Raw genomic sequence first — 26,884 nt, 5'->3', positions numbered from 1 at the left:
CGCCGAAATTTTGAGAAATACTCCCTCCCCGAGACAGAGAGGACCTGTCTCGGGGAACGAACATTGAGGGAGGAATCAATGGACAATCTGGCGCGTGCCTATCTGCCGCGTATCGCCGGCCTCGCTTTGGCGGGCGCAAGCTTCCTGGCGGTGACTGCCGCCGAGGCCAAGGAAATCACCATCTGGTGCTGGGATCCGAATTTCAACGTGGCGATCATGAAGGAGGCGGGCGCCCGCTACACGAAGACGCATCCGGACGTCACCTTCAATGTCGTCGATTTCGCCAAGACCGACGTCGAGCAGAAGCTGCAGACGGGTCTCGCATCCGGGACCGCCGACGCGCTGCCCGACATCGTCCTCATCGAGGACTACGGCGCGCAGAAATACCTGCAATCCTTCCCCGGCGCCTTCGCGCCACTCTCCGGCACCGTCGACTATTCCGGTTTCGCTCCCTACAAGGCCGAGGTGATGACCGTGGACGGTCAGGTCTACGGCATGCCTTTCGATTCCGGCGTCACCGGCCTCTACTACCGCAAGGACTACCTCGAACAGGCCGGGTTCAAGCCGGAGGACATGCAGAACCTCACCTGGGACCGCTTCATCGAGATCGGCAAGCAGGTCGAGGCGAAGACCGGCAAGAAGATGATGGGCCTCGACCCGAACGATGCCGGCATCGTCCGCATCATGATGCAGTCGGCCGGGCAATGGTATTTCGACAAGGAAGGCAAGCCGAACATCACCGGCAATGCGGCGCTGAAGGCGGCGCTCGAGACCGTCGGCAAGATCATGCAGGCCGATATCTACAAGCCCGCCAACGGCTGGACCGACTGGGTCGGCACCTTCACGTCCGGCGATGTCGCGACGGTCGTGACCGGCGTGTGGATCACCGGCACCGTCAAGGCACAGCCGGACCAGGCCGGCAAATGGGGCGTCGCCCCGATCCCGGCGCTTGCCGTCGACGGTGCCACCCATGCCTCGAACCTTGGCGGATCGAGCTGGTATGTGCTTGAGAGCTCCGCCGAGAAAGCCGAGGCGATCGACTTCCTGAACGAGATCTACGGCAAGGACATCGATTTCTACCAGAAGATCCTGCAGGAGCGCGGCGCCGTCGGCACGCTGCTCGCCGCCCGGGGCGGCGCGGCCTACGAGGCTGCCGACCCGTTCTTCGGCGGCGAGAAGGTCTGGCAGACCTTCTCCGACTGGCTGTCGAAGGTTCCCTCGGTCAACTACGGCGTCTTCACCAACGAGGCCGACACCGCCGTCACCGCGCAACTGCCGGCGATCACCCAGGGAACGCCCGTCGACGAGGTACTGAAGGCGATCGACTCCGAGATCAGCGGCCAGATCCAGTAGGCGGCGCATCCGACCTCTACCCGCTTCCGGTCGTGGCGATGAGCCACGGCCAACCATCCTTGCTATCACGGGGTTGACGATGGCTCTCGCACGCCGCGGCGGCATCGGCCGATACTATGACGTCAATGGCTGGCTGTTCGTCGCGCCGGCACTCGGGCTCATCGCCCTCTTCATGATCTATCCGATCGCCTGGTCGCTCTGGATGTCATTCCAGTCCGGCCGCGGCATGATGATGAAGTTCGCGGGCTTCGCCAACATCGTTCGGCTCTGGAACGATCCGGTCTTCATCAAGGCGCTCACCAACACGATGACCTATTTCGTCGTGCAGGTGCCGATCATGATCCTGCTGGCGCTGATCCTCGCCTCGCTCCTCAACAACCCGCGCCTCGTCGGCCGGGGGCTTTTCCGCACGGCGATCTTCCTGCCTTGCGTCACCTCCCTCGTCGCCTATTCGGTTCTCTTCAAGGGCATGTTCGCGATCGACGGCATCGTCAATTCGACGCTTGCGGCGGTCGGCATCATATCGTCGCCCATCCCGTGGCTGACGCATCCCTTCTGGGCGAAGACGCTCGTCATCATCGCCATCACCTGGCGCTGGACCGGCTACAACATGATCTTCTACCTCGCGGCGCTGCAGAACATCGACCGGTCGATCTACGAGGTCGCCCGCATCGACGGCGTCCCCGCCTGGGCCCGCTTCACCCACATCACCATTCCGCTCCTGAAGCCGGTCATCCTCTTCACCACCGTTATCTCGACAATCGGCACACTGCAGCTTTTCGACGAGGTCTACAACCTCACCGAGGGCAAGGGCGGCCCCTCCAACGCGACGCTGACGCTCTCGCTCTACATCTACAATCTCACCTTCCGCTTCATGCCGAGTTTCGGCTATGCGGCGACGGTCTCCTACGTCATCGTCATCCTCGTCGCGCTGCTCGCCTGCATCCAGTTCTACGCCGCAAGGGAGCGCGACCGATGAAAAACGGCATTGGACGCATCGCCACCGCGACGTTTACCTACGGCTTTCTCGGGCTGATGGCCTTCCTCTCCATCTTCCCCTTCATCTGGATGGTGCTCGGCGCCAGCAATTCCTCGATCGACATCATCAAGGGCAGGATCCTGCCGGGCGAAGCATTCACGGCGAACGTCGGCAAATTCTTCACCACCGTGAACGTACCGCTCGTCTTCTGGAACTCGGCGAAGGTCGCGATCTTTGCGACGGTGCTGACGCTCGCCGTCTCGTCGCTTGCCGGCTACGGCTTCGAGATGTTCCGCTCACGCCATCGCGAACGGGTCTATCGCGCGATGCTGCTCACGCTGATGATCCCCTTCGCCGCGCTGATGATCCCGCTCTTCATCATGATGGGCAAGGCGGGGCTCATCAACACCCATATCGCGGTCGTCCTGCCCTCGATCGGCTCGGCCTTCGTCATCTTCTACTTCCGCCAGAGCACCAAGGCCTTCCCGTCCGAGCTGCGCGACGCCGCCAAGGTCGATGGGCTGAAGGAATGGCAGATCTTCCTCTTCATCTACGTGCCGGTGATGCGCTCGACCTATGCGGCGGCCTTCATCATCGTCTTCATGACCGCGTGGAACAATTATCTCTGGCCGCTGATCGTGCTGCAGTCCAACGAGACGAAGACGATTACGCTGGTCATCTCGTCGCTCGCCTCCGCCTACTACCCCGATTACGGCGTGGTGATGGTCGGCACCATCCTGGCGACGCTGCCGACGCTTGCCGTCTTCTTCTTCATGCAACGCCAGTTCGTCCAGGGCATGCTGGGCTCAGTCAAATAGGAACGATGATGCGCTCTGTTACTTCCTTCAATGATTCATGGGTCTTTTCCGAAGGCTTCGACCCCGCCGACGCCGGCAGGCTCAAGGCCGGCACCGCCGTGAGCCTGCCGCACAATGCGGTCGAGCTGCCGTTCAACTATTTCGACGAGACCTCCTACCAGCGCGCCTTCACCTATCAGAAGGTCATCGCCTGGCACCCGGATTTCGCCGGCCGCGAGGTCTCGCTCGTCTTCGACGCCGCGATGGCCGATGCCGTCGTCTACTTGAACGGCGAAGAGATCATCGCGCACAAGGACGGCTACACGCCCTTCGAGGCGCGGCTGACCGGCAAGCTCCGTGATGGCGACAACCTGATCACCGTCAAGATCGACGGCAGCGAGAACCCGGAGATTCCGCCCTTCGGCGGCCGGATCGACTATCTGACCTATGCCGGCATCTATCGCGACGTCTGGCTGAAAGTCACGGACGCCGTCTCGATCGCCAATATCAAGATCGAGACGCGCGACGTGCTTTCCGACAGGAAATCCGTCTCGGTCCGCTGCGATCTTTCCAATCCGCAGGGGCTTGCCTTTGCCGGCACGGTAACGGCGCTGTTGAGGGATGCGGACGGCGCGCTGCTCGCCGAGGCGGTTGGCGAGACCAGCGGCGAAGACGTGACGCTCGACATGACCGGCCTTGCGGGGCTGTCGCTCTGGGACATCGACGCGCCCATCCGCTACCAGATCGAGGTGCAGCTGCGGACGGACCGGGGGCGTGACCGCCTCACATCCCATTTCGGCTTCCGCACGGCGGAATTCACCACCGAGGGCTTCCGGCTGAACGGCCGGCCGCTCAAGATCCGCGGCCTCAACCGCCACCAGTCCTTCCCCTATGTCGGCTACGCCATGGGGCGCAGCGCCCAGGAGCGCGACGCGGAACTCTTGAAGCACACGCTTCACTGCAACCTCGTCCGCACCTCGCATTACCCGCAGTCGAAGTGGTTCCTCGACCATTGCGACCGCATCGGCCTTCTGGTCTTCGAGGAAATCCCCGGCTGGCAGCATATCGGCGGCGAGGCCTGGAAACGGGAAGCGATCCTGAACGTGCGCCGGATGATCGAGCGCGACTGGAACCATCCCTCGATCGTCATCTGGGGCGTCAGGATCAACGAGTCGCAGGATTCGCACGATTTCTACGTCGAGACGAACCGCCTCGCCCGCGAGCTCGACCCGACCCGGCAGACGGGCGGCGTGCGCTACATCACCGACAGCGAGTTCCTCGAAGACGTCTATACGATGAACGACTTCATCCTCGGCAACGAGGAACTGCCGGGCGCCAACCGGCCGCGCACGGCGTTGCGCCCGCAGCAGGAATGCACCGGGCTTTCCCGCAAGGTGCCCTACCTCATCACCGAATTCGGCGGCCACATGTATCCGACGAAGATCTATGATCAGGAGCAGCGGCAGGCCGAGCATGTCCGCCGGCATCTGGAGGTGCTGAACGCCGCCCATGCGGACCCAAGCATCTCCGGCGCGATCGGCTGGTGCATGTTCGACTACAACACCCACAAGGATTTCGGCTCCGGCGACCGCATCTGCTACCACGGCGTCATGGACATGTTCCGCGAGCCGAAATTCGCGGCCTACGTCTATGCAAGCCAATGCGATCCGTCGGAAGAAGTGGTGATGAAGCCGGTCACCTTCTGGGCACGCGGCGAGCGCAACATCGGCGGCGTGCTGCCCCTGATCGTGCTCACCAATTGCGACGAGGTGGAGCTCAAATACGGTTCGCTCACCAAGCGCGTTCGCCCGGACCGCGAGAACTTCCCGCACCTGCCGCATGCGCCAGTCGTCATCGACCACCGCCACTTCACCAAGGACGAGCTCGGTGTCTGGGGCATGAAGTGGGAAAGCGCCGAATTCAGCGGTTTCATCGGCGGCAAGCCGGCGGCCCACCTCAGGATGGTCGCCGATCCGGTGCCGATGACGCTCGAGGTCAAGGCCGACAGCAAGACGATCAGCGCCGAGGGGCGCGACAGCGTCCGCGTAATCGTTCGCGCGCTCGACCAGGTCGGCAATATCCTGCCCTTCCTGAACGATGCCGTCGACATCACCGTCGAGGGTCCGGCGCGGCTGATCGGACCGGCGCGGCTGGTTTTCCAGGGTGGCACGACCGGCTTCTGGCTGGAATCGACGGGCACCGCCGGCGCGATTCGCCTCGGCGTCGCATCGTCGCGGCTGGGCACGGCGAAGCTCGAGCTCTCCGCCACGGCCGAAGGAGCGGCGAGCGCATGAGCGAGCTGCAACTGAGCGACGTCCGCAAGTCCTATGGCGGCTTTGAAGTTATCAAAGGGGTCGATCTCGACATCAGGTCCGGCGAGTTCGTCGTCTTCGTCGGCCCGTCCGGCTGCGGCAAGTCGACCCTGCTCAGGATGATCGCCGGGCTGGAGGACATCACCTCCGGCGACCTCACGATCGACGATGTGCTGATGAACGATGTCGATCCGTCGAAGCGCGGCATCGCCATGGTCTTCCAGTCCTATGCGCTCTATCCGCATATGACGGTGCGCGAGAACATGGGCTTCGCCCTGCGCTTCGCCGGCGTACCCAAAGCGGAGATCGAGAAACGCGTGAGCGAGGCGGCCGGGATTCTCGAACTCGGACCGCTGCTCGACCGCAAGCCGAAGCAGCTTTCCGGCGGCCAGCGCCAGCGCGTGGCGATCGGCCGGGCGATCGTCCGGCATCCGAAGATCTTCCTCTTCGACGAGCCGCTCTCCAACCTCGATGCGGAACTGCGCGTGCACATGCGCATCGAGATCGCGCGGCTGCACAAGCAGCTCGCCGCCACCATCATCTACGTGACCCACGACCAGGTCGAGGCGATGACGCTCGCCGACAAGATCGTCGTGATGCGCGGCGGCGTCGTCGAGCAGGTCGGCTCGCCGCTCGATCTCTATGACGATCCGGCCAACCTCTTCGTCGCCGGCTTCATCGGCTCGCCGAAGATGAATTTCTTGAAGGGCGTGATCGAGGCGGCCGACGGGCGGACGTATGCGCGCCTGCCGGACTACGGCGACGCGAGAATACCCGTGAACGCGAGGGCGGCACCGGAAACGCGGGTGACGATCGGCATTCGCCCCGAGCATTTCAACGATCAAGGTTCGGCAAGCCTCGACCTCACGATCGACATGCTGGAACATCTCGGCGGCGAGACCTTCGCCTATGCCCGCCACGGCAATGGCGAACTCGTGGTCATCGAAACGAAGAACGGCCGCGGCCTCAAGGCGGGCGAGCGCATCGCCGCCCGCTTCGACCCGGCCTGTGCGCTCGTCTTCGACGCCGACGGCAAGCGATTGCGATAGCCCCGCTTCAGGATGCCGAGACGCGGCTCATGACGCACCGCGTCTATTTCCCGGCGGGCTGGAACAGCTCCACCAGGTTCCCCGACGGATCGATAAGCAGAACCTGCTGTCCGCCGGGGCCGGAAACAACCTCGTTGCGAAAGCGGGCTCCGGCTTCTTCGAGCCGCTTCATCTCATCCGCAAGGTCGTCGACGACGAGATGGATGCGGTTCCAGCCGCCGGGAACCGGACGCTCGCCATCGGCCATCGCACGCCCCGCCGAGCTTTTCGGGCCGCTGACAAGGAGGCGGAGCGCCCCGCGTTTGATGTCCGCGAAGGCCGGCGCGTGGTTCGAGATCAGTTCGAAGCCCAGAAGTCGTTGATACCAGGAAACAGCCGCCTCGACATCGTCGACGATGTATCGAACATTCACCATATCCTGCATAGCCTTGCTCCTTCGGATGACAATCGCGGCAAGAGCCGCAATCTCACCGGTCAGATCCTACCAGAACAGACTTGGGAGCCACAGAAGCGCGATCAGTGACGCGGATCATTCGGCCAGCGAGAGCAACGCGTCGTAGGTCACCTTGAGGCCGCGCGAAAGGCGCTTGTCGCGACGGATCACGACGGCGAGCTGGCGATCAAGACGCGGCGAGAGCGGCCGCACCACAAGGCCGGACGGTCTCTCCCCCGGCACCGCCATGCCCGGCAGCACCGAGCAGCCGAGGCCGGCACCGACCATCGCCTTGATCGCCTCGACGCTGCCGAGCGACATGGCCGGGTTCAGGGGGACGTTGCTGCTGGCAAACCACCTGTCGACGATCCGTCGCGTGTTGCCGCCGGGCTCGAACAGAAGCAGCGGCAGCTCCGCCAGGCGCGCGGCCGTTACGCGGTCCGGCAAGACGACGCCTTCGGGGGCGATGGCGACGAACTCGTCGTCGAGCACCGGCGTCATCTCCAGCATGCGGCCTGCCGCCGGCATGGTCACGAGGCCGATGTCGATGATATTCTCCTCGATGGCCTTGACGACATCCGCCGTATTGCCGGTGGTGACGGTGATTTCGAGGCTGGGATAGTTCCGGCGCAGCGTTCCGAGGACGGACGGCAGCAGGAAGATGCAGGCCGTGGCGCCGGTTCCGAGACGGACACGGCCCAGGACGCCGCTCGCATGGCGCCCCACCGCCTCGATCGCCGACGAGACCGCGCTGGCAATTTGGTCCGCATGGGCGAGCAGTTCGCTGCCTGCGGCCGTTGGCCTGGCATTGCGGCCGACGCGCTCGATGAGCGCCGTTCCGAGTTTCTTTTCCAGCTGGCGGATCTGCAGGCTGACGGCGGGCTGCGTGAGCCCGAGCCGCTCGGCGGCAGCCGAGAAGCTGCCCTGTTCGATCACGGTCACGAAGGCCCTGAGATAGTCGAGGTTGAGACTCTGCATCCAAAGAATTTCTCATACTCCTTATAACTTTCCAAAGCTTCTTTTATGCATTGCGATCGGCGATGATGCAGTGACTGCCGGAAGGGTGCGATTCCCCCGCGATGCTCGCGGGCGGCATCGGGCGGGCTTATCGAGAAGAGATCCATGATGACAGGCGAGAGTACCATGAAGGAATCGGCGAACTCCGGGCGCGCGGGCCGGCTCGTAGTCCGCGACGCCGATGAAGCGGACATGGACGCGGTCCAGAAAATCTACGCCGAGCACGTCCTGAATGGGCTCGCGACCTTCGAGGAAGTCCCTCCCTCCTGCGATGAGCTGGTTTCGCGCCGGGCCGCCGTGCTCGCGCTCGGGCTACCCTATCTGGTCGCCGAACTGGACGGCCAGGTCGTCGGCTACGCCTATGCGTCGACCTATCGGCCCCGTCCCGCCTACCGCTTCACGATCGAGGATTCGGTTTATGTCGCCGATGGCTTCGGCGGGCGCGCCATCGGCAGCGCCCTGCTCCGGGAGCTCATCGCCCGCTGCGAGCGCGGGCCCTGGCGGCAGATGCTCGCCGTCATCGGCAACAGCGGCAATGCGGGCTCGATCGCGCTTCATCGCCGCATGGGCTTTCAGCCCGTCGGCACACTCCGCTCCGTCGGGTTCAAGCTCGGCCAATGGGTGGACACGGTGCTGATGCAGCGGCCGCTCGGGGACGGCGACGGGACCGCTCCCTCTCGGCCGGAAGACGCCCGGTGATCCCCCGCAAAATCGTCCTTTGCCTGGCATTCGGGCAGCTCATCGCCTGGGGCATCACCTATTATCTGATCGGCGTGTTCGGCGACCGCATCGCCGCCGATCTCGGCTGGTCGCGGCAGGTTGTCCATGGCGGCTTTGCGGCGGCCCTCTTGGTGATGGGCATGGCATCGCCACTCGTCGGTCGGCTCGTCGACCGCCGGGGCGGACGGCGGGCGATGGTCGCCGGGGCGCTCCTCACCGCGGCCGGATGCATCCTCCTCTCCCTCTCCCGAAGCCTGGCCGTCTATTATGCAGCCTGGGTGCTCCTCGGCGTCGCCATGCGATTGACGCTCTACGATGCGGCCTTCGCGGCGCTTGCCCGGCTCGGCGGTCCGCGTGCGCGCCGCCCCATGTCCGAGATCACCCTCCTCGGCGGCCTCGCTTCCAGCACCTTCTGGCCGCTCGGCCATCTGCTTGCCGACCATTTCGGCTGGCGCGGCGCCGTCGTGATCTATGCCGGTCTCGCCCTCTTGACGATCCCGCTCTACCTCTCGATCCCCGAGGGCCGCGCCGACGTCTCGCATGATGCCGAGACGGTCGTCCGCTCCCTCCCCCTTGCGGCCGACGGCCGGGACCTCGCGCTCTTCGGCGGGCTCTATGCTCTCATCATGAGCCTCGCGAGCTTCCTGAACGCCGGCATGGCCGCGCATATGATCGGCGTCCTGAACGGTCTCGGCTTAAGTGCCTCGGCAGCCGTCTGGATCGCCTCGCTGCGCGGCGTCGGACAGTCGCTCGCCCGCCTCTGCGAGGTGCTGTCCGGCGGCAGGATCGATCCGCTAACGCTCAACTTGGTCGCGACGCTGGTGCTGCCCTTCGCCTTCGCGGCCGGTCTTGCCGCCGGCGTTTCGATGGTGGCGGCAATCGTCTTCGCCTTCTTCTACGGCGTCGGCAATGGCCTGCTGACGATCACGCGCGGCACCCTGCCGCTCGTCCTCTTCGATTATCGGACCTACGGCACCGTGGTCGGACGCCTCATCGCCCCGAGCTTTGCCCTCTCGGCGACGGCGCCCGTCATCTATGCTTTCGTCGCCGAGCATTTCGGCGATCGCGGCGCGCTCTACCTGTCGGCCGGCCTCTCCGCCGTGGCACTGGTCGCCGCGGCGCTGCTGCAAGCGTTTTGCAGAAGACGGCGTCTCGCCGGCTCGTGATCCGCCTTCCCAAAGCTCCGCATTCGCGCCCGGACGGCGCCGGAGGCGCTCGGCGGCGAAATCCACGAAGGCACGCACCCGGGCCGACACCTTGCGGCCTTCCGCGTGCACGATGTGGATCGGCACCGGCTCACGCTCATAGTCGGCCAGCACCACCTTGAGCCGGCCGGCGTCGATCTCCGGCGCCACCTGGTAGGAATGGAAGCGCGACAGTCCCCAGCCGGCCACGGCGGCAGCAATGGCCGCGTCGTTGGTGTTGACGACGAGGCGGGCGCTGGTCGGCACGCGAATGCTGCTGTCGCGCCCGAAAAGCCACTCGGAATGACCGAACAGGCCGTCGCGTCCGATCATGCGGTGACGCTCAAGGTCCTGCGGCCGCTCAGGCTCGCCAAAACGGGCGAAATAATCCGGCGAGCCGCAGAGCACCTGCCTGATCGAACCGACGCGGCGGGCAATCAGACCCGAGGCGGGAAGCGCCGCGATGCGGATCGCGACATCCAGCCCTTCTTCAACAAGATTGGTCACGCGGTCGACGAACACGGTCCTCACCTGCATCGCCGGGTGGAGATCGAGGAAATCGAGAATGACGGGAAGCACATGAATGCGCCCGAACAGTGCCGGCGCCGTCACCGTGAGCAGCCCCGCCGGCTGCGTGAAGCTGCCCGCCGCATTGGCTTCCGCCTCGGCGATCTCGGCGAGGATGCGCCGGCAATCGGCGAAATAGCCCTCGCCGGCCGCCGTCAGTTTCAGCGACCGGGTGGTGCGAACGAGGAGCCGCGTGCCGATCTGCGCTTCAAGCTTAGCGATCGCCCGCGTCACCGACGGCGGGCTCGTGTGCAGCAGCTTGGCGGCAGGCGCAAAGCCGCCGCTCTCCACCACCTGCACGAAGATGCGCATCGCCTGCCAGCGATCCATCGCGTTCCCGCCAAATATTATTGCATCAGATGAAATGGTCTAGTGCTTTCCGGACGGCTTATCAACTCCGCGCCTAATAATCATTCTGCAGCTCTCCCCGTCCTTCTCCAGGAGACAGACATGAAGCTCTACCATCATCCGCTCTCCGGCCACGCGCATCGTGCCCGGCTCTTTCTCTCGCTCCTCGGGATCGAGCACGAGCTCGTCCAAGTCGACCTTGCCAAGAGAGAGCACAAGCAGGAGCAGTTCCTGAAGCTCAACCCGTTCGGGCAGGTTCCGGTGCTCGATGACGGCGGCACGATCGTCTCTGATTCCAACGCCATTCTCGTCTATCTCGCCAAGAAGACCGGGCGCACGGATTGGCTGCCGGAAGACCCCGAGGGGGCTGCCGCCGTCCAGCGCTGGCTTTCGGTCGCCGCGGGCCAGATCGCCCATGGCCCGGCGCAGGCGCGCCTCATCAACGTCTTCAAGGCGCCCTACCGGCCGGAGGAGGTCATTCCCCGCTCCCATGCGATCCTGGCGCTGATCGAGGCGGCGCTCGAAGGCAGGAGCTTCATCGTCGCGGAGCGGCCGACCATCGCCGACGTCGCGCTTTACAGCTATGTGGCGCGCGCGCCTGAGGGCGACGTCGACCTTCAGCCCTATGCGAACATCCGCACCTGGCTGGAGCGCATCGAGGCACTGCAGGGCTTCGTCCAATTCGACAAGACGCCGGTCGGCCTCGTCGCCTGAGGAGGCGTTGCCATGGACAGTCGCGTCCCGTCACCCTGGCATGAGGGCGAGATAGCCCTGCAGAGGCGGCTCGGTCTCGAAGACCGCATGGACGAGATCGGCCGCCGAGTCATGCGCGATCACCTGATCGAGCAGCACCGCGAATTCTACCCGCTGCTGCCGATGGTGGTGCTGGGGGCGGTGGACGAGCACGGCGACGCCTGGGCGACGCTCCGGGCGGGACGTCCGGGCTTCCTCAGCGCACCCGACGCGCACCGGCTCACGGTCGCTTTCGCCCGGGAGCAATCGGACCCGGCGGAGGCGGGCATGGAGGACCGCGCTTCGCTCGCCCTCCTCGGCATCGATCTCGCCACGCGCCGCCGCAACCGGCTGAACGGCACGCTGCGGCGCCACGCGGCGGGCTTCGATCTCGGCGTCAGCCAGAGCTTCGGCAACTGCCCGAAATACATCCAGCTCCGCGAAGTCGAGTTCGTCCGCGATCCGGCTGAGCCGCCGGCAGCGACCCCCGTCGTCAGCGCCGAGCTGGACGATGCCGCCCGCGCGCTCGTCGGGCAGGCGGATACCTTCTTCGTCGCCACCTACGCCGACCTCGAAGGCGGCCGGCAGGTGGACGTCTCCCATCGCGGCGGCCGTGCGGGTTTCGTGCATGTCTGCGAGAACGGCTGGCTGACGATCCCGGATTTCCTCGGCAACCGCTTCTTCAACACGCTCGGCAACATCGCCCTCAACCCGCGTGCCGGGCTCGTCTTCCCGGACTTCGCGACCGGCGGCCTCCTGCAGATGACCGGAGAGGCCGAGCTCCTCTTCGACGAGCCGCCGCGCAAACCTCTCGAAGGCGCCGAGCGCTACTGGCGTTTCCGCCCCCGCCGCATCGTCTGGCGTCCCGATGCGCTGCCGATCCGCTACACCTTTGCCGAATGGTCACCGTTCGCGCTGGCGACCGGCAGCTGGTAGCGTTCGCCTCATCGGCCACACGCCGCAGCCGTGCGCAACGCCGCCATCCGGCGCTCGCGAAATCGCCCCTCGGCGTCGAACCATGACACGTTCCGATGCGATGACGGCTGACAATCACGCCGGCGTGGCGGTGTCGACGACCTCGAAGTCATGGGTGATCGTCGCCGTCTTGGCGAGCATCGCCGATGCCGAGCAGTATTTCTCGATCGATAGCGCGACCGCACGCTCGACCTTCTTCGCCGAGAGGCCGCGCCCCTTGACCACGAAGTGCATATGGATGCGCGTGAACACGCGCGGATCCTGCTCGGCGCGATCCGCATCGAGCTCCACGACACAGTCTTCGACCGGCTCGCGGCCTTTCTCGAGGATGTGGACAACATCGAAGGCGGAGCAGCCGCCGGCGCCGATCAGCACCAGTTCCATCGGGCTCGGTCCCGGCGTTTTTCCCTCCGGCCCGGAAGCCGTGCCGAGCACGACCTTGTGCCCGCTTCCGGACTCGCCGACGAACGTCCGCTCCTCAACCCATTTGATGCGCGCCTTCATGAGAATCACTCCTTGTCCTGAGACCCTTCATAGCCCAGCAAACGTCGATAATCATCGGGTCGGCTGAGGCGCGACCGGTACGCTCTGCTGAGGCAGGCCGCCGGGAGGTCTCGTGATCGGTGCGTTCAGGCGCGTGGTCGAGGCGATGAGCTCGGCACAGGCATCCGGCGGCAGCGCGCCTTTCTTGGAGGCTGCATGTCCGGGACCGCTAGAGAATTGGGCGAGATGCGCTACTCCTCCACGAGTTCTCCGGTTCCGCCGAAACCCGGCGGAAAGTCCCGCTGCTTCGGCAGGCCGTCCTTCATCGGCAGCACGGTCTCCTGGTAATTCACATGGAGCATCGGCTTGAAGGGCAGTGCCGGGATGACGGCGGCGTAGACATCCGTCAGGCCCCACAGCGGATGCTCGGTCAGGACATGCCCGCCGCACGTCTTGCACCACTTGCGGATGCTCCTCTCGGTCTTCTGGTAGCTCGCGAGACTGTCGGCACCTTTGGTGATCGTCACCGCGTCCTGCGGCCAGAGCGAGAAGGCGTTGACCGGCCCCGCCGACCACTCGCGGCACGAGCTGCAGTGGCAATAGCCCATCGCCACGGGCTCGCCGCTCACCTTGAGCTCAACCGCACCGCAGAAGCACTTCCCGTTGTAGCCGCCGTTCGCTGCCATGGTCTCCTCCCTTGGGTTCGCCGTGACGACGGGCCGGTCCGATGCCTCTAAGGCCAGTCGTGGCTTGCGCAGATTATACAGGCATAGCCCGCCGACGCCATGCGGTGAGATGCCGTTTCGGAAATGACCCGAGCATGGCGTACACGCTCGTTTTTCGTATCAAATTGAATATAAAGGGATAAGATCCAAGTTCAAAAGCCGAGCTATGTCTAAAGCGCGCAGGGCGTAGCAAGGCTTTCCGGCGCGCCCGGATCGGCAGAGCCGGTTTTCGGGGAGGTCACGCCATGACCATGGAACTCTCGCGGCGCCAATTTCTCGGCGCAGCCGGTGCCGGGGGGGGCGGCGGCGGCCCTCGGCTCCCTCGGCGTCGGCGACATTGAGACGACACCTCGATGTGGATGATTTCCGCCTCTTTGCCCTTCTTAAGGTCACCCTTCGAATAGAGGATGACGCCGCAGGCGACGGCGCGGCTGCGCGAACTGGTGGCGAGACCGCCGGCGAAGGACGAGAAGAAAACCGGCCGCCGCATAGGCCGATAGTTCCTTCGCATCACGTGGCCCGTCGGGTTCGCGAGGGAGTGTGATGCTAGGCAAAGACGCGCCAGCGCCCGATCCGACCGCCATTGGCGAGGTCTCGTCACCGCCTTTGCGCGCCTTCCTGATCCCGCTTCCCTCTTCGCCGGTGCGCAGGATGCGACCGTCGTCAACAACAATGCCGCGGCGGTCATGCTGACCCTGAACAGCCTGTCGGCCGACAAGGCGGCGATCGTCTCGCGCGCCGAGCTCATCGAAATCGCCGGCGCGTTCCGCATGCCGGACATCATGCTGCGCTCCGGCGTCCGCCTCGCAGAGGTCGGTACCACGAACCGCACCCATCAACAGAATTACCGGAACGCGATCGGCCCGATACTGTCCTGATCCTGAAGGTCCACACCTCCAACTACCGCATCGAAGGCTTCACCAAGGCTGTCGGTGTGCACGAGCTCGCGGCAATCGCCCATGAGCACGGGCTGCCGCTCGTCGACGATCTCGGCTCGGGTACGCTTATCGACCTCGTCCGTTTCGAGCTCACGCACGAGCCGATCCTCGCCGAAGCGATCGCCGATGGCGCCGATATCGTCACCTTTTCCGGCGACAGAACAAAATCAATCGGTTGTTATTTACGGATGGAAACTAGCTAGCTAGTTTTCGTCCATGAACAACTCGCGCTTGATTATGTTCGATTAATCGCAATTTCTGCGGGCAAGGCCCGGCGGTTTCAGGTATCCTGGATCATGCCACTGATTCCAAGTCCTGCCACCGCCGGAGCCGACAATGCGCCAAGAACGCACCGTCCAAGCCAAGTCGCGACGTCGAATACGGCCACAAGCTCAATCTGACCGCCTGCCGGACCGGCATGATCCTCGACCTGGTGGTGGAGGCTCGCAATCCGGCCGACAGCCATCGGTTGCTGCCAATGCTGGAACGCCACATAGTTTCTATGGCAACGCGCCACGGCAGGCGGCGGCGCGATGGTGGCTTTGCCACGCGCAGCAACTTGGCCGCAGCGAAGGCATGGGGCGTCCACGACATGGCCTTCCACAAAAAGGCCGGCCTCAAGGTCGAGGACATGTCAAAAGCAACTGGATCTGTCGCAAGCTCGCAACTTCCGCGCTGGCATCGAGGCCGGCATCTCCTGCCTGAAGCGGGCCTACGGCTTGGCGCGCTGCACCTGGCGCGGCCTTGACCACTTCAAGAGTTATGTCTGGGTCTTCGGTCGTGGCCTACAACCTCGTCCTCCTCACGCGCCTCAAACCGACCTGATGCCGACTCGCATTGCATCTCAGCCGGCCTCCCGCCGGCGCAACGCCGTGCGCGCGAATACCCAAGCAACCACCGTTCTGACCAAAACCAGTGGCCCTGATCCCGGCAAGCCCTCCAAGATGACGTCGACTTGAGACAAGTGCTTGCAAACGCTGTAAAATGTGCATGTTTATGGATGGAAACTAGCTAGCGCCGCGGCCCGATGATTCCGCCGGACCACAAGCCTTCCCGCCGACAGCAGCGGATACATCGCCGGCCACGATAAACGCCCGTGCACCGCGGCACCGGCCCGTCCTCGCGTTCGAGCACCACGAGACCTCGCCGCCAATCCAAACCAGAACCGCCGCGAGAAAAGCGGCTTAGAACGTCAGGAGGCAACGATCCGAAGCGCGCCATCTATGCGCCGCGGCTCCAATGCCGGCACCCGTTAGGCGATCAGCAAATCTCCAGCGGTCAGGCCCGGATGCGTCGAGAGCACGGCAAACTGCACGGCCGTGGCACCGGACAGGCTGCCGTCGGCATCGTAGTAGAGTGCACCGGTCGTCGTATCATAGATGACCCTGTGGTTCGCATCCTGCGCCTCGGTTGCGCCGGCGGCTGCGTAGAACTGGGTGCTCGCGAGCGATCCGACGCTCAGTGTGGTGAAGATCGCCTTCGACAGGGCGAGCTTGTCTCCCGTGGCAAAATCCGAAACAGTGTCGATGTTCGTCGCTCCTAACGCGAAATCGAACTGGAACGTGTCGGCCCCGGCTCCACCGAACAGCGTGTCGCTTCCGCCGCCGCCCGAAAGAAGGTTGGCGTTCGCGTCGCCCCTCAGATTGTCGTCACCGGTCCCGCCCCAGATGTTCTCGATGTTGCGAATCGTGTCTTCCGCCGTGCCGCCGACGGTGACTGTCGCATAGGTGGCGCCATTGAGAGTGACGGAGACCGCTGCGCTCTTGTCGCGATAGTTCGCCGTGTCGACGCCCGCGCCGCCGTCGAGAGTGTCGGCCCCGCCGCCGCCCGTGAGCAGGTCCTTGCCGTCATTGCCGTTCAAGGTGTTGGCGAGGCCGTCCCCCGTCAGCGTGTCGTTGCCTTTGCCGCCGAACACATTCTCGATGTTGCGGATGGTGTCTTCCGCCGTGCCCCCGACGAAGACGAAACTGTCGTTGCTTCCATCGAGCGTCACCCTTACCGCCGCACTCTTCTCGCGATAATCTGCCGTGTCGACGCCTGCGCCGCCGTCGATGAAATCGGCCCCGAGAGCGCCGCGGAACAGATTGTTTGCGCCGTCGCCGATGAGGGTATCGGCGCCAGATCCCGCCAGAATATTCTCGATGCCGCGGATCGTGTCCTCGGCTACGCCGCCGACGAGAACACTCGCATTCGCCGTGCCATTGAGGGTGACGCTGATTGCGTCGGTCTTTTCGAGGTAATCGGCGGTATCGGTGCCGTTGCCGCCGTCCAGCACATCATTGCCCAAGCCGCCCTTCAGCGTGTCGGCGCCATCGTTGCCAAGCAGGACATTAGCCTGACTGTCGCCGGTGAGCGTGTCACCGGCGGCGCCGCCCGAGATGTTCTCGAAGTTCCAGATAGTGTCCTCGTTCACGCCGCCGACCTTAACGGTCACGGCATTTGCTCCGTTGAGCGTGGCGACGACGGATTTCGTCTTGTCGCGATAATCGGCCGTGTCCACACCGGCGCCGCCGTCGAGACTGTCCGCGCCCCCGCCACCCCGAATCGTGTTGTTGCCGCCGTCGCCGGTCAGCACGTCGGCGCCGGTGCCCCCGAAGATGCTCTCGATGTTGCGCACCGTGTCCTCGGCCACTCCACCGACGGTCGCAATCGCGTTGGCCGCACCCGCCAATGTCAGGACGACCGCAGCGGTCTTGTCGCTGAAGTCGATCGTGTCGGATCCCGTGCCGCCGTCGATGACGTCGAGTCCACCGCCGCCCTTGAGGATGTCGCCGCCGCCGCCGCCGAGGATGATGTTTGCCTGCGTGTCGCCGGTGATCACGTCCGCCGCGGCGCTGCCCGTCACATTCTCGATGTTGCGGATGGTGTCCTCGGCAACGCCGCCGACGAAAACCGTTGCATTGCTGGCACCGTTGAGCGTCACCGCGATCCCCTTGGAAGAGGCAGAATAATCGACCGTGTCGCTGCCGGCACCGCCGTCGAGCACGTTCTGAAAGCCGTCGCCGGCGAGGATGTCGTTGCCCGATCCGGCGATGATGTTCTCGATGTTGCGGAGGGTATCCTCCGCCACGCCGCCGACGAAGACCGTCGCGGGACTTGCGCCGGCCAGAGCCACGACCACCGACGCTGTCTTGTCACTGAAATCTGCGGTGTCGCTGCCGGCGCCGCCGTCCAGGACGTCGGCACCCAGGCCGCCGCGAAAGGTGTTGACGGCGGCATCGCCGGTGAACTGATCGTTGCCGGATCCGCCGACGATGTTCTCGATGTTGCGAACGGTATCCTCGGCCGTTCCGCCGACGGTCGCGACGGCGTCGATGGCACCGTTGAGGGTAAGCAGGACGGATTGGGCCTTATCGCTGAAATCGGCCGTGTCGCTGCCGGCGCCGCCGTCCAGCACGTCGGCGCCCGCGCCCCCGCGGAACGTGTTGGTGGCCGCATCGCCGGTGAGCTGGTCGTTGCCCGATCCGACGACGATATTCTCGATCTTCGCGATCGAGTCCTCGGCAACGCCGCCCACTGTCACTGTAGCGAGACTGCTGCCGTTCAGCGTCACAGCAACGGCGGCCGTCTTGTCGCTGTAGTCGGCGGTATCGACGTCCTCGCCGCCGTCCAGGATGTCGGCCCCGGCGCCTCCCATCAGCCAGTCATCGCCGCGCGCGCCCGAGAGCTTGTTGGCGGCGGCATCGCCGATGAGCGTATCGCCCGCCGACCCGCCGACGATGTTCTCGACATTGCGGATCGTGTCCTCGGCGACCCCACCGACAAAGACGGTGGCGGCGTTGCCGTCGTTGAGCCGTACGACGAGTGCACTCGTCTTCTCCCGGAGGTCGAATGTGTCTACTCCGGTGCCGCCGTCGACCGTGTCATTGCCGGCGCCACCGAACAAGGAGTCGTTGCCATCACCGCCATTGAGGATATCGTTCCCGGCCTCGCCGCGCAGCACATTGTTCTGTCCGTCCCCGGTCAGGATGTCGTTGGCCGATCCGCCATAAACGTTCTCGAAGTTGCTGATCGTGTCCTCCGCGGCGCCGTTGACGAAGACGATTGCCGGGCTCGCGCCTGTCAGGGTGATCACGACCGATGTCGTCTTGTCGCTGTAGTCAGCCGTGTCGATTCCGGCGCCGCCATCGAGGACATCGTTTCCCGGCCCCCCCCGGAAGAGGTTGTCCTGGGCATCACCCGTGATGGTGTCGTCGCCCGAACCGCCATAGACGTTTTCGATTCTGCGGAGGATATCTTCGGCAATGCCGCCGACCATCACGATCGCGTCATTGCCGCCGTTGAGCGTGACGCTGATCCCTACCGTCTTCTCCCGGTAGTCGGCCGTGTCGACGCCCGAGCCGCCGTCGATGATGTCAGATCCTCCCAATGCCTGGATGAGATCGTCACCGCCCAGGCCATTGATCGTGTCGTCCTGAGTCGTGCCGATGAGTATGTTGTTTCCGGATGTGCCGCTGATCACTGCCATAGAAATCCCTCCCACCTGACGGTCGCCCTGGCTCCCTGCGTCCAAACCCTCGAAGGATCGCTCCCAAGTGAAGTCAAACATTTTCGATTATGGGCAAAATCCTGTAGTGCTCGGGAACGAGCAGCGCGAAATCGGAAATGTCCGTGCGCTTGCCGTGCCCATCCCGCTCTAATATTCAATCGAACACGTTCTTTGGCTGGCCTCTCGGCTCGACCAGTGATCCCTTTTGCAAACGCGGATCATGTTTTATCTTGGCGACTTCAAGCGGCAAGGTCAGACCGACGGCGCACCCTGATGTCAGCACTCTTACTCGCGCTGATGCGAGCAAGGGCACGAGACCGGCGCAACCGACACCTACCTTGTGCCTGTCGGGGGGCGCCCCTCGCAGTTTCCATCCTGTCCCGAGCGCGCCGCAATAGTATTGGGGATATTGGCAGTTCGATTTGCGGACGAAAATATAGAGAGCTTTATATAGCAGAGCTTAAAGACTTGGCAAAAAATCGAAGCAGGGTCATTGTTTGAGGGCCCTGACGGAATCTCGCTTGCCCTGGCCAGTGTTTTACCCGGCGCCCTATATCGTTCCATATATTTCGAAGACCTCAACCCGGTGTAATATATAGGCGCAGAGGCAAGTGGTACTTACGAAGCCAAACCTGGCAGTGAAATATTGCGCGAAACAATTTTAGAACGCAACTTCTCCTACAGGAAGAGGGAATAGCCATGCTTACTAGACGCAGGATTTTTTCAATATCTGTACTCGTGTTGTCTTTCCTGTTTGTGTTGCCGCTGCTTTCGACAGGCGTCTTCGACGGGCCGTCATCAGGCAAGGCATTCGCAGACAGCCGTGATTTAGGTCACAAGAAAGGCGACAAGAAAGGCGACTAATGCAGCGGCACCGTTAGTCCGACTGACGGCAGCGTGTTAAACGTGTCATGCAGCGCTTGGAGGCCTTAGACTAAGACTAGGGCCTCCATTTTTGTGCGGCCACGGGACAACCCCACGAACGTGTCCGACAAGGAAAGCAATACCTCTGCCAAAATGAGCCTCCGGGTGGAATGGTCGAGCGCACATCCGATCATCGTACAGACGTATCGCCATCGCGAGTAATGCAGAATTTCCACTGCAATCGGGCAAAGGGGCGGCCGCTACCAGTGCACAAAGCGGCGCGAGGTGAGTGCACCGAGGGCAGTCAGCACGGCAATTGCTATGGTATACCACGTCGCCACGAAGAGGGGGGAGTCGTCCGTGCAATGGGCGGCATAGAAGGTCGCGGCGACGCCTCCGGCCGTGAGACCGGCCATCGCGCCCGCCAGCGTCGGCTGAGAGGGGGCGCCGTGGCGTAGCGCGAGCAGCAGCAGGGCCAGCGGACCGATACCGATCAGCGGAATGAAAGTCACGCACACGAGGCTGTTCGTTCCAACGAGCTTCGTAGACCATGTGTCAGGCGCCGAGATGGTAAGTTCGGCGATAATGCCTGCTGCCAACAGCGCCGGCGCGATGGCGAGACGCGCCATCAACGCCCTTGCGTCGGCGTCCGGCCGCGACAGCATTGTGAGCGGGCCGAACGCGCTCGCCGCGAGTGCGATCGTCACCACGAACTTGAATAGAAAGCGGAAGCTTTGCGCCGCCCCGACAATGTCGGGCCTCGCGCCGAGCAGGGAGAAGAAGACGATGCCGGCGACGGCGACGGCAGCTAGAACGGCGCCCGACCAGGCAGCGGGCGTCGAAAGGCGGCTCCGCCTTGCGTCTGCCGCGAGCGCCTTGATGAGGTCGTCTGTTTCCATGTCAGTCCCGTCCAAAACGCTTGGCGATGGCAGTAAGTCCGCGATGGAGTGCGACGCGAACCGCGGTTTCATTCATATCGAGGCTTCGAGCCGCTTCCGATATCGTGCGCCCTTCGACGGATATAGCCGTGACCACCGAACGCTGGCCAGGCGTCAATGTCTCAAGCGCACGGCCGATCTCCCAATCCCTGGCGGCTTCCGGCTCCTCCGCCGCGATCCGGTCTTCCACCTCACCGATGTCAACGCGCGGATGGCGGCCCTGCCGTCTCAACGCATCGACAAGCTTGTGCCTGGCGATCGCATAGAGCCATGGCGCAACCGGACCGTCGCGCCGCCAGGTGTGGCGCTTCACATGGATCGCCAGCAATGTTTCCTGGACGATGTCTTCCGGATCCAGGCCGGCGACCGTCCTCCGGTGCGCCCAGCCGCGGATAAGGTCTGCGGTTCCCCGCAGGAAGTCGCCGTAGGCCCGCTCGTCGCCTTCAAGCGCCACGCGAAATAGTCGGGCGAGTTCGCTGTCGTCGGCACCGCTCAACCTTCCTCCTCCCCTTTCGCCGGTTCTCGCCATTTGTTACGTGCCGCTTGGGAGGTTTTACCGCCGTCGCGGGAAAGAGGCCCTCCGCTTACCGCTCCCGACGAGCACATTCATGACGCCGGGGCAAGTCAATCCAAAATCATCGTGACCCGGCGCGGCGGGATGCTCACGAAACCGTGTAGGCGGCAACTGTAACATATTTCCCATTGGCGGCGAACGAGCCTCTGTGTGGCCTTACCGGGCACACGGGACCATCAAAATGGAGAGATCTCATGTCTACCAAATCCACACTCAATGCGGCCGTACTGGCAGGTGCCGTGGCGGCAGCGGTGTCGTCGCTGGCGATCGCTGCGCCGCTCTCGGAAGCAGAAGTAAAGGCGGCCATGGATGCCGGCAAGGAGAAGTGCTTCGGTGTCGCCCTCAAGGGCCAGAACGATTGCGCGGCCGGTCCGGGGACGACCTGCCAGGCAACGTCAACGGTCGACTATCAGGGTAATGCCTGGAAATTCGTCGATGGAGGCACCTGCACAACGATGGAGCTGCCGGGCGGTCGGAAGGGTTCGCCGGAAGCGCTCTCGCGCGACCTTCCCTCTTAAGCCGCAGCGCTAGGGGAACGGAAAGTGGAGGAAAAAATGCTCGAATTGCCAATTCACGCGGATCCTGGCGCAATGGAGGTTCTCCGCTTTCCGACGCACCCGATCGATGGACTGGCCGGCACCAGTTTCAAGCACCAGCATCTGCCGTTCATCCTTGCGGATGAAAGCCGGGATGGCGGCTTCTTCGAAGCCCATGCGGAAAACTACATGGGGGCAGGCGGACCTCCACATGCCGCACTCACGCGGATACGCGAGGACTATCCCGTCTCGCTTCATGGCGTCTGCATGTCGATCGGCGGGCCACAACCGCTGGACAAGGCGCATCTTGGCCGCTTCGCCAGGCTCGTCGAACGCTACGAGCCAGCGCTCGTCTCGGAACACCTCGCCTGGTCGACGCACAACACGACCTACTACAACGACCTCCTGCCACTGCCCTACACAGAGGCCACGCTGCGGCGTGTGGCCGATCATATAGACGAGGTTCAGGAGGCAATCCGCCGGCCGATTTTGCTGGAGAATCCCTCGACTTACCTTTTATTCAGGGAATCGACGATGACCGAGACCGCCTTCATCCGGGAGCTCGTGAGACGCACCGGCTGCGGTCTGCTGCTCGACGTCAACAATGTCTTCGTCTCGGCGACCAATCACGGTTTTTCCGCTCTCGAGTATCTCGCTGACTATCCGCTCGAATGGGTCGGCGAGATACATCTCGCCGGTCATGCTGAGCAGGAGGACGAGCAAGGTGATCGGCTGTTGATCGATAGTCATGACGGGCCTGTCGCCAACACGGTGTGGAAACTCTTCGACATCGTGATCGGCCGATGCGGCCCTATCCCGACGCTTATCGAATGGGACAGCGCCATTCCCGAATGGCCGGTGCTGAGGGCCGAAGCGAAGGCGGCGCAGGCGATCCTTGATCTGCACGCAGCTCTGCAACAGGAGAGGATCCATGCACGTGCCTAGCAAACGGGAGGCCGAGGCTGCTGATGGGCTCCGCTACTCGGCGGTCTTCGTCCCCGGGCTGCTCGATCCCGGCCGGGAAACGCCTGGGTCCGTCGCAGGTCCTAATGGGAAGGCGGCCGACAAGGGCTTCAATGTCTACCGCAACAATGTGATCGTCAGTCTGATCGACGCGCTGGCTGCCGCATTTCCTGCAACGATGCGCATCACCGGGGAGACGTTCTTTCGCGCCATGGCGCGTTTCCACATCCGAGAAACACCGCCGACATCGCCGCTTCTGTTCGAGTACGGCCGGGACTTTCCCGATTTCATCGAGCGCTACGAACATGCGCAGGCAATGCCGTGGCTTGCGGATGTCGCGCGCATCGAGCGTGCGTGGCTCGATGCCTACCATGCGGCGGACGCCGCCGTGTTGCAGCCGGAGGAACTGGCCGCAGTTCCGTCGGAGCGGCTCGGAGGCCTCGTCTTCGAGCCGCATCCGGCGACACGGCTTGTCCGCTCCGCCTATCCGGCCGCGACGATCTTTTTAGCGAACCGGTCGAGCGATCTGGTAGGACGCATCGACGCGACCGCGCCGCAGAGCGCGCTGGTAACAAGGCCGGCGCTGGAGGTGAAGGTTCGCCACCTTCCGCCCGGTGCGGATGGCTTTCTCGGGTGGCTAATGGCAGGTGAGCCATTGGGGAACGCGGCGGTGATGGCGGGCGCATGCTGCGCGGATTTCGATCTCACGACTACCATTCGCATAACGCTCGAGACAGGCGCCCTCGCCGCGATCCACTACGGAGGATGAGATGTTTGCTCCCAGACGAAAGCTCTTCGACACATCCGGTCGAAGGGTGGGCTGGCTCGACCGCATTGACGGATTGATTGCGGCGACCGCACCCGCGTCCCTTGCGCAGCTTGCTTTGCGCCTTGGTCTTGCCGTTCCGTTCTGGCGCTCCGGCATGAGCAAGTGGGATGGCTTCCTGCAGCTCAACGATGTTGCTGTCCTTCTATTCACGTCCGAGCTCAGATTGCACCTGCCGGGTGGCCCCTATGGCTTCCCGGCGCCGGGCGCCACGGCATTTCTTGTCGCTTGCGCGGAAATCCTGTTGCCGACCCTGGTCGCGCTTGGACTGGCAACGCGCCTCGCCGCGCTCGGGCTGCTTGCGATGACGATCGTCATCCAGTTGACGGTGCCGGATGGATGGCCCATCCACCTGAGCTGGGCCGCGATGGCGCTTGCTGTCGTTGCCTGGGGTGCGGGTAAGCTGTCGCTGGATTGGTGGCTGGTTTCTGGATTGGGAAAGGGATAGACGGTTTTTGCCCTGAACGAGGTCTGGGCTATTCGAACCCGCCTCAGATGCCGGGTGATGTGCGTGATCTGGCACTCTTCAATCAGGCGAACGGCACGAAGTTGCGAATCTGTGATCTCGCCGCAGTCTCGGTTTGTGATATTTCGTTTCGAATTTTGGACGGGTTTGCTTCCCTCGATCCAGTGCGGCCATTCACAGCTGAAGACACGGCGGCCAGTGACACTGGTGGCAATTCCTGCGCTTTGCCTCTTTTGAGTCCGATCTTTTAAACTGCCGGAGGCGTTGAACTCTATCGTCCCGGCTTGTAGATCTGGTCAAAGATCCCGCCATTGGCGAAGAATTTCGGCTGTGCTTCTTCCCAGCCGCCGAAGTCGTCGATCGTGACCAGTTTCACCTCGGCGAAGCGGGCGATGTCCTCGGGATCCGCTGCCTCTGGCCTGAAGGGCCGATAGTGGTGCTTGGCGACGATCTTCTGGCCGACATCGCTGTAGAAATAGCTGAGGTAGGCTTCCGCCACCTTGCGCGTGCCCTTCGCATCGACATTGCCATCGACTAGCGCCACCGGCGGCTCGGCCTTGATCGAAATCGACGGCATAACGATCTCGAATTTGTCCGAACCGAATTCCGCGAGCGACAGATAGGCCTCGTTTTCCCAGGCGAGCAGCACGTCGCCGAAACCACGCTGCACGAAGGTGGTCATCGCCCCCCATGCGCCGGTGTTGAGAAAGATCACATGCTTCTGAAAAAGTTCGGCCATATATTGCTGCGCCTTGGCCTCGTCGCCGCCACCGGCGGCCCTTGCCCAGGCCCAGGCGGCGAGGAAGTTCCAGCGGGCGCCGCCGGAGGTCTTCGGATTGGGCGTTGTGACCTGGACGTCGCCCTTCACGAGGTCACCCCAATCCTTGATGCCCTTCGGATTGCCCTTTCGCACGAGAAAGACGATCGTCGATGTGTAGGGCGCGCTGTTGTTTGCGAGGCGGCTTTTCCAGTCGACCGGGATCTTGCCTGTCGCTTGGGCAATCGCGTCGATGTCGCCTTCGAGCGCGAGTGTCACCACGTCCGCGTCCAGGCCCTCTATTACCAATCGCGCCTGCCTTCCGGAACCACCGTGGGATGTCTGAATGGTCACCGTCTCGCCGGTTTCGGCTTTCCATTTTTCCGCGAAAGCCATGTTGAAGTCTTTGTAGAGTTTCCGTGTCGGATCATAGGAGACGTTCAGGATCGTGGTATCCCCGACAGCGAGGCCGATATCGCCGAATTGAAGGATCCCGGCCAGCACCACCATCTTCACGACTCCGGCACGCCTTCTCGCTCCCATATGCAAACTCCATCCTTTGTCAGATGAGCATACACTCCCAATCGCTTACGCGACAACTTGGCGATGTTAAGCGAGGACACAGCGCCTTGGCCTGCACCCCCTCTACCCGGTTCCTGGGACGCTCGCCGCGTGTGGCGACGTGAGGCGTAGCGGAACTTCCCTGAACCATGGGTACCGAGGTAGTGTGCTAAAGGTCCACTTGGCCTTGCTCATTTCGATGACGGCGATGAGCGTGTATCCTGTTCAAGGGTAAGGGACCGGCTCGCGTCGAAAGCCTGAGACATGACGCATCTCCTTCTGATCATGGTTTGAACAGCGAAGGATGACACACCCACGCCGCTCGCCCCGTAGCATCTACCCCATTGAACCTCCTCCAGAGCCGGCGCTATCTGGAACGAAGGGGCGCTCTTTATGAAATCTTTATGCGCGCGGCCGAAATCCCTCTAATCGAATCCAGACCTCGGCCACGAAGATGATCGCGACGAGGGCCGCGACCGGCAAGAGCACGTAGAGGGTCGCGCGGGTGAGATCGACCCAGAAGTTGCCGACCGTCGAGACAGCCGAGCGGGCGAAGGCCCTCGTGACCGCGAGGGCAAGGGCGATGCCGCTCGCCGCCGATACGAAATTCTNGCCGAGCGGGCGAAGGCCCTCGTGACCGCGAGGGCAAGGGCGATGCCGCTCGCCGCCGATACGAAATTCTGCACCGTGAGCCCGATCATCTGGCTGAAATGGCTCAGCGTCGTCTCGCCCGAATAGTTCTGCCAATTGGTGTTGGTGACGAAGCTGACGGCAGTGTTGAAGGCGAGGTCCGGGGGGACGTTGCCGAAGCCCTGTGGGTTCAGGGGCAGGTAGGCCTGGAGCCTCAGGATCGCGTAAAGGGAGACGACGCCGACCATGCTGAAGGCGAGCATGGACAATGTGTAGGCGAGCCAGCCCTGCTCCCTCACCGGATCGACGCCGGCGGCCGCGCAGAGACCGCGCTCGACCGGAGCAAGGATGGGCGAGAAGACGTTGCGCTCGCCGGAAAAGGCCCCCGCCAGCTAGAGCCCAAGCGGCTTGATGAAGACAAGAACGGCGAGAAAGAGCAGGCTGATCTGTGCCCAGCCGACGAGAGTCATGGGGAAATCTCCGCAAGGGATGCGTCAGAACCGCTCCGGCCGGACGAGCGTCACGACCAGGTAGGCGGTAAGCGCAATGGCAATGAATAGGCCGACAAGGGGTTCGATCATCGATCGCTCCTAGCAGGCTGCTGAAAATCGTGTTGCGTTACCGCAAGCCATCGCGGTGGGTGCGATTTTTTGGCGGATTTCGGCAGG

At 63.5% G+C, this 26,884-nt stretch carries 23 protein-coding genes and 5 pseudogenes; 16 read left to right on the top strand and 12 right to left on the bottom strand.

Translation table 11 applies throughout. The features are described from left to right. Positions 1–78: 78 nt before the first annotated feature. The 5 genes from ATB98_RS25835 (at position 79) to ATB98_RS25815 (ending at position 6,490) form a co-directional block, all read left to right on the top strand. Complete coding sequence (locus tag ATB98_RS25835; protein ID WP_066878950.1) at positions 79–1,353, top strand: ABC transporter substrate-binding protein; 1,275 nt, start codon at positions 79–81, stop codon at positions 1,351–1,353. A 79-nt stretch (positions 1,354–1,432) separates the two neighbouring features. After that, positions 1,433–2,332 (top strand): carbohydrate ABC transporter permease, encoded by a 900-nt coding sequence (locus ATB98_RS25830; RefSeq protein ID WP_066879156.1) that lies wholly within the window; start codon positions 1,433–1,435, stop codon positions 2,330–2,332. Next, positions 2,329–3,150: a carbohydrate ABC transporter permease gene (locus tag ATB98_RS25825; RefSeq protein WP_066878948.1), complete on the top strand. Its 822-nt coding sequence runs from the start codon at positions 2,329–2,331 to the stop codon at positions 3,148–3,150. Before ATB98_RS25830 ends, ATB98_RS25825 begins: the two co-directional genes overlap by 4 nt. Before the next feature lie 8 nt (positions 3,151–3,158). After that, positions 3,159–5,423, top strand: coding sequence for a glycoside hydrolase family 2 protein (locus ATB98_RS25820; protein ID WP_066879153.1), 2,265 nt, complete (start codon positions 3,159–3,161; stop codon positions 5,421–5,423). Continuing rightward, positions 5,420–6,490 carry an ABC transporter ATP-binding protein gene (locus ATB98_RS25815; RefSeq protein WP_066878946.1) on the top strand — a complete coding sequence of 357 codons (1,071 nt, stop codon included), beginning with the start codon at positions 5,420–5,422 and terminating at the stop codon, positions 6,488–6,490. Before ATB98_RS25820 ends, ATB98_RS25815 begins: the two co-directional genes overlap by 4 nt. A 43-nt stretch (positions 6,491–6,533) precedes the next feature. Here the strand turns inward: ATB98_RS25815 and ATB98_RS25810 are convergent, their stop codons facing one another. Together ATB98_RS25810 and ATB98_RS25805 are read right to left on the bottom strand one after the other, a co-directional pair. Then, on the bottom strand, positions 6,534–6,914 hold the full coding sequence (locus ATB98_RS25810) for a VOC family protein (protein ID WP_066878944.1): 381 nt from the start codon (positions 6,912–6,914) through the stop codon (positions 6,534–6,536). A 105-nt stretch (positions 6,915–7,019) separates the two neighbouring features. After that, positions 7,020–7,901: a LysR family transcriptional regulator gene (locus ATB98_RS25805; RefSeq protein WP_066878942.1), complete on the bottom strand. Its 882-nt coding sequence runs from the start codon at positions 7,899–7,901 to the stop codon at positions 7,020–7,022. Positions 7,902–8,048: 147 nt separating this feature from the next. On the opposite strand from ATB98_RS25805, the gene ATB98_RS25800 reads away from it, so the two are divergent. Further along, a complete protein-coding gene (locus ATB98_RS25800; protein WP_066879150.1) occupies positions 8,049–8,639 on the top strand; it encodes a GNAT family N-acetyltransferase in 591 nt (196 codons plus the stop codon). Further along, on the top strand, positions 8,636–9,826 hold the full coding sequence (locus ATB98_RS25795) for an MFS transporter (RefSeq protein ID WP_066878940.1): 1,191 nt from the start codon (positions 8,636–8,638) through the stop codon (positions 9,824–9,826). The genes ATB98_RS25800 and ATB98_RS25795 overlap by 4 nt, the downstream gene beginning before the upstream one ends. 12 nt (positions 9,827–9,838) lie before the next feature. On the opposite strand, the pseudogene ATB98_RS28435 reads toward ATB98_RS25795, so the two are convergent. After that, positions 9,839–10,741, bottom strand: a pseudogene (locus ATB98_RS28435) (LysR family transcriptional regulator); the annotation flags it as partial. A gap of 120 nt (positions 10,742–10,861) precedes the next feature. On the opposite strand from ATB98_RS28435, the gene ATB98_RS25785 reads away from it, so the two are divergent. Then, positions 10,862–11,473, top strand: a complete 612-nt coding sequence (locus tag ATB98_RS25785; RefSeq protein WP_066878936.1) for a glutathione S-transferase family protein — start codon at positions 10,862–10,864, stop codon at positions 11,471–11,473. Positions 11,474–11,485: 12 nt separating this feature from the next. Next, the gene (locus tag ATB98_RS25780; RefSeq protein WP_066878934.1) at positions 11,486–12,427 is read left to right on the top strand and encodes a pyridoxamine 5'-phosphate oxidase family protein; all 942 of its coding nucleotides are present in this window, start codon (positions 11,486–11,488) and stop codon (positions 12,425–12,427) included. Positions 12,428–12,541: 114 nt separating this feature from the next. Here ATB98_RS25780 and ATB98_RS25775 read toward each other — a convergent pair whose 3' ends face one another. Beyond that, positions 12,542–12,970 (bottom strand): OsmC family protein, encoded by a 429-nt coding sequence (locus ATB98_RS25775; protein ID WP_066878932.1) that lies wholly within the window; start codon positions 12,968–12,970, stop codon positions 12,542–12,544. Positions 12,971–13,200: 230 nt separating this feature from the next. Continuing rightward, positions 13,201–13,635 carry a GFA family protein gene (locus ATB98_RS25770; RefSeq protein ID WP_066878930.1) on the bottom strand — a complete coding sequence of 145 codons (435 nt, stop codon included), beginning with the start codon at positions 13,633–13,635 and terminating at the stop codon, positions 13,201–13,203. A 284-nt stretch (positions 13,636–13,919) separates the two neighbouring features. Here ATB98_RS25770 and ATB98_RS30630 point away from each other — a divergent pair, with 284 nt between their 5' ends. From ATB98_RS30630 to ATB98_RS28420, 3 genes and pseudogenes are all read left to right on the top strand, one after another. Then, complete coding sequence (locus ATB98_RS30630; RefSeq protein ID WP_084435812.1) at positions 13,920–14,015, top strand: twin-arginine translocation signal domain-containing protein; 96 nt, start codon at positions 13,920–13,922, stop codon at positions 14,013–14,015. A 300-nt stretch (positions 14,016–14,315) separates the two neighbouring features. After that, positions 14,316–14,773: pseudogene (locus ATB98_RS28425) on the top strand (L-seryl-tRNA(Sec) selenium transferase); the annotation flags it as partial. A 197-nt stretch (positions 14,774–14,970) separates the two neighbouring features. Next, positions 14,971–15,437: pseudogene (locus tag ATB98_RS28420) on the top strand (transposase); the annotation flags it as partial. A 427-nt stretch (positions 15,438–15,864) separates the two neighbouring features. Here ATB98_RS28420 and ATB98_RS25750 read toward each other — a convergent pair. From ATB98_RS25750 to ATB98_RS25740, 3 genes are all read right to left on the bottom strand, one after another. Beyond that, the gene (locus ATB98_RS25750; RefSeq protein ID WP_066878922.1) at positions 15,865–19,080 is read right to left on the bottom strand and encodes a beta strand repeat-containing protein; all 3,216 of its coding nucleotides are present in this window, start codon (positions 19,078–19,080) and stop codon (positions 15,865–15,867) included. Positions 19,081–20,225: 1,145 nt separating this feature from the next. Further along, positions 20,226–20,864: an NrsF family protein gene (locus ATB98_RS25745; RefSeq protein ID WP_066878920.1), complete on the bottom strand. Its 639-nt coding sequence runs from the start codon at positions 20,862–20,864 to the stop codon at positions 20,226–20,228. Between the two features lies 1 nt (position 20,865). Beyond that, positions 20,866–21,399: a sigma-70 family RNA polymerase sigma factor gene (locus ATB98_RS25740; RefSeq protein WP_066878918.1), complete on the bottom strand. Its 534-nt coding sequence runs from the start codon at positions 21,397–21,399 to the stop codon at positions 20,866–20,868. Positions 21,400–21,671: 272 nt separating this feature from the next. Between ATB98_RS25740 and ATB98_RS25735 the strand changes: the two genes are divergently transcribed. From ATB98_RS25735 to ATB98_RS25720, 4 genes are read left to right on the top strand one after another with little or no spacing between them, the layout of a single operon-like run. Next, positions 21,672–21,995: a BufA1 family periplasmic bufferin-type metallophore gene (locus tag ATB98_RS25735; protein ID WP_066878916.1), complete on the top strand. Its 324-nt coding sequence runs from the start codon at positions 21,672–21,674 to the stop codon at positions 21,993–21,995. 36 nt (positions 21,996–22,031) lie between these two features. Further along, on the top strand, positions 22,032–22,958 hold the full coding sequence (gene bufB, locus ATB98_RS25730) for an MNIO family bufferin maturase (protein ID WP_066878914.1): 927 nt from the start codon (positions 22,032–22,034) through the stop codon (positions 22,956–22,958). Then, positions 22,945–23,745 (top strand): HvfC/BufC N-terminal domain-containing protein, encoded by an 801-nt coding sequence (locus ATB98_RS25725; RefSeq protein WP_066878912.1) that lies wholly within the window; start codon positions 22,945–22,947, stop codon positions 23,743–23,745. Before bufB ends, ATB98_RS25725 begins: the two co-directional genes overlap by 14 nt. 1 nt (position 23,746) lies before the next feature. Continuing rightward, positions 23,747–24,250, top strand: coding sequence for a DoxX family protein (locus ATB98_RS25720; protein ID WP_066878910.1), 504 nt, complete (start codon positions 23,747–23,749; stop codon positions 24,248–24,250). A gap of 289 nt (positions 24,251–24,539) precedes the next feature. On the opposite strand, the gene ATB98_RS25715 is transcribed toward ATB98_RS25720, so the two are convergent. The 4 genes and pseudogenes from ATB98_RS25715 to kdpF form a co-directional block, all read right to left on the bottom strand. Beyond that, on the bottom strand, positions 24,540–25,568 hold the full coding sequence (locus ATB98_RS25715) for a sulfate ABC transporter substrate-binding protein (protein WP_066878908.1): 1,029 nt from the start codon (positions 25,566–25,568) through the stop codon (positions 24,540–24,542). 462 nt (positions 25,569–26,030) lie between these two features. Next, a pseudogene (locus ATB98_RS29250) lies at positions 26,031–26,197 on the bottom strand (potassium-transporting ATPase subunit KdpA); the annotation flags it as partial. Between the two features lies 1 nt (position 26,198). After that, a pseudogene (locus ATB98_RS28415) lies at positions 26,199–26,686 on the bottom strand (potassium-transporting ATPase subunit KdpA); the annotation flags it as partial. A gap of 24 nt (positions 26,687–26,710) precedes the next feature. Continuing rightward, positions 26,711–26,797 (bottom strand): K(+)-transporting ATPase subunit F, encoded by an 87-nt coding sequence (kdpF, locus tag ATB98_RS30625; protein ID WP_084435810.1) that lies wholly within the window; start codon positions 26,795–26,797, stop codon positions 26,711–26,713. Positions 26,798–26,884: the final 87 nt, after the last annotated feature.

Origin of the sequence: Sinorhizobium saheli (assembly GCF_001651875.1) — a bacterium.
GTDB classification, from domain to species: Bacteria; Pseudomonadota; Alphaproteobacteria; order Rhizobiales; family Rhizobiaceae; genus Sinorhizobium; species Sinorhizobium saheli.
Note: the sequence above shows the minus strand (reverse complement) of the source record. Positions and strands in the feature narration are given on the sequence as shown.

What these genes read in the sequence shown, in the direction of transcription:
- ATB98_RS25835 (WP_066878950.1), top strand. Translation starts at nt 79, where the DNA reads ATGGACAATCTGGCGCGTGCCTATCTGCCGCGTATCGCCGGCCTCGCT.
- ATB98_RS25830 (WP_066879156.1), top strand. Translation starts at nt 1,433, where the DNA reads ATGGCTCTCGCACGCCGCGGCGGCATCGGCCGATACTATGACGTCAAT.
- ATB98_RS25825 (WP_066878948.1), top strand. Translation starts at nt 2,329, where the DNA reads ATGAAAAACGGCATTGGACGCATCGCCACCGCGACGTTTACCTACGGC.
- ATB98_RS25820 (WP_066879153.1), top strand. Translation starts at nt 3,159, where the DNA reads ATGCGCTCTGTTACTTCCTTCAATGATTCATGGGTCTTTTCCGAAGGC.
- ATB98_RS25815 (WP_066878946.1), top strand. Translation starts at nt 5,420, where the DNA reads ATGAGCGAGCTGCAACTGAGCGACGTCCGCAAGTCCTATGGCGGCTTT.
- ATB98_RS25810 (WP_066878944.1), bottom strand. Translation starts at nt 6,914, where the DNA reads ATGCAGGATATGGTGAATGTTCGATACATCGTCGACGATGTCGAGGCG.
- ATB98_RS25805 (WP_066878942.1), bottom strand. Translation starts at nt 7,901, where the DNA reads ATGCAGAGTCTCAACCTCGACTATCTCAGGGCCTTCGTGACCGTGATC.
- ATB98_RS25800 (WP_066879150.1), top strand. Translation starts at nt 8,049, where the DNA reads ATGACAGGCGAGAGTACCATGAAGGAATCGGCGAACTCCGGGCGCGCG.
- ATB98_RS25785 (WP_066878936.1), top strand. Translation starts at nt 10,862, where the DNA reads ATGAAGCTCTACCATCATCCGCTCTCCGGCCACGCGCATCGTGCCCGG.
- ATB98_RS25780 (WP_066878934.1), top strand. Translation starts at nt 11,486, where the DNA reads ATGGACAGTCGCGTCCCGTCACCCTGGCATGAGGGCGAGATAGCCCTG.
- ATB98_RS25775 (WP_066878932.1), bottom strand. Translation starts at nt 12,970, where the DNA reads ATGAAGGCGCGCATCAAATGGGTTGAGGAGCGGACGTTCGTCGGCGAG.
- ATB98_RS25770 (WP_066878930.1), bottom strand. Translation starts at nt 13,635, where the DNA reads ATGGCAGCGAACGGCGGCTACAACGGGAAGTGCTTCTGCGGTGCGGTT.
- ATB98_RS30630 (WP_084435812.1), top strand. Translation starts at nt 13,920, where the DNA reads ATGACCATGGAACTCTCGCGGCGCCAATTTCTCGGCGCAGCCGGTGCC.
- ATB98_RS25750 (WP_066878922.1), bottom strand. Translation starts at nt 19,080, where the DNA reads ATGGCAGTGATCAGCGGCACATCCGGAAACAACATACTCATCGGCACG.
- ATB98_RS25745 (WP_066878920.1), bottom strand. Translation starts at nt 20,864, where the DNA reads ATGGAAACAGACGACCTCATCAAGGCGCTCGCGGCAGACGCAAGGCGG.
- ATB98_RS25735 (WP_066878916.1), top strand. Translation starts at nt 21,672, where the DNA reads ATGTCTACCAAATCCACACTCAATGCGGCCGTACTGGCAGGTGCCGTG.
- bufB (WP_066878914.1), top strand. Translation starts at nt 22,032, where the DNA reads ATGCTCGAATTGCCAATTCACGCGGATCCTGGCGCAATGGAGGTTCTC.
- ATB98_RS25725 (WP_066878912.1), top strand. Translation starts at nt 22,945, where the DNA reads ATGCACGTGCCTAGCAAACGGGAGGCCGAGGCTGCTGATGGGCTCCGC.
- ATB98_RS25720 (WP_066878910.1), top strand. Translation starts at nt 23,747, where the DNA reads ATGTTTGCTCCCAGACGAAAGCTCTTCGACACATCCGGTCGAAGGGTG.
- ATB98_RS25715 (WP_066878908.1), bottom strand. Translation starts at nt 25,568, where the DNA reads ATGGGAGCGAGAAGGCGTGCCGGAGTCGTGAAGATGGTGGTGCTGGCC.
- kdpF (WP_084435810.1), bottom strand. Translation starts at nt 26,797, where the DNA reads ATGATCGAACCCCTTGTCGGCCTATTCATTGCCATTGCGCTTACCGCC.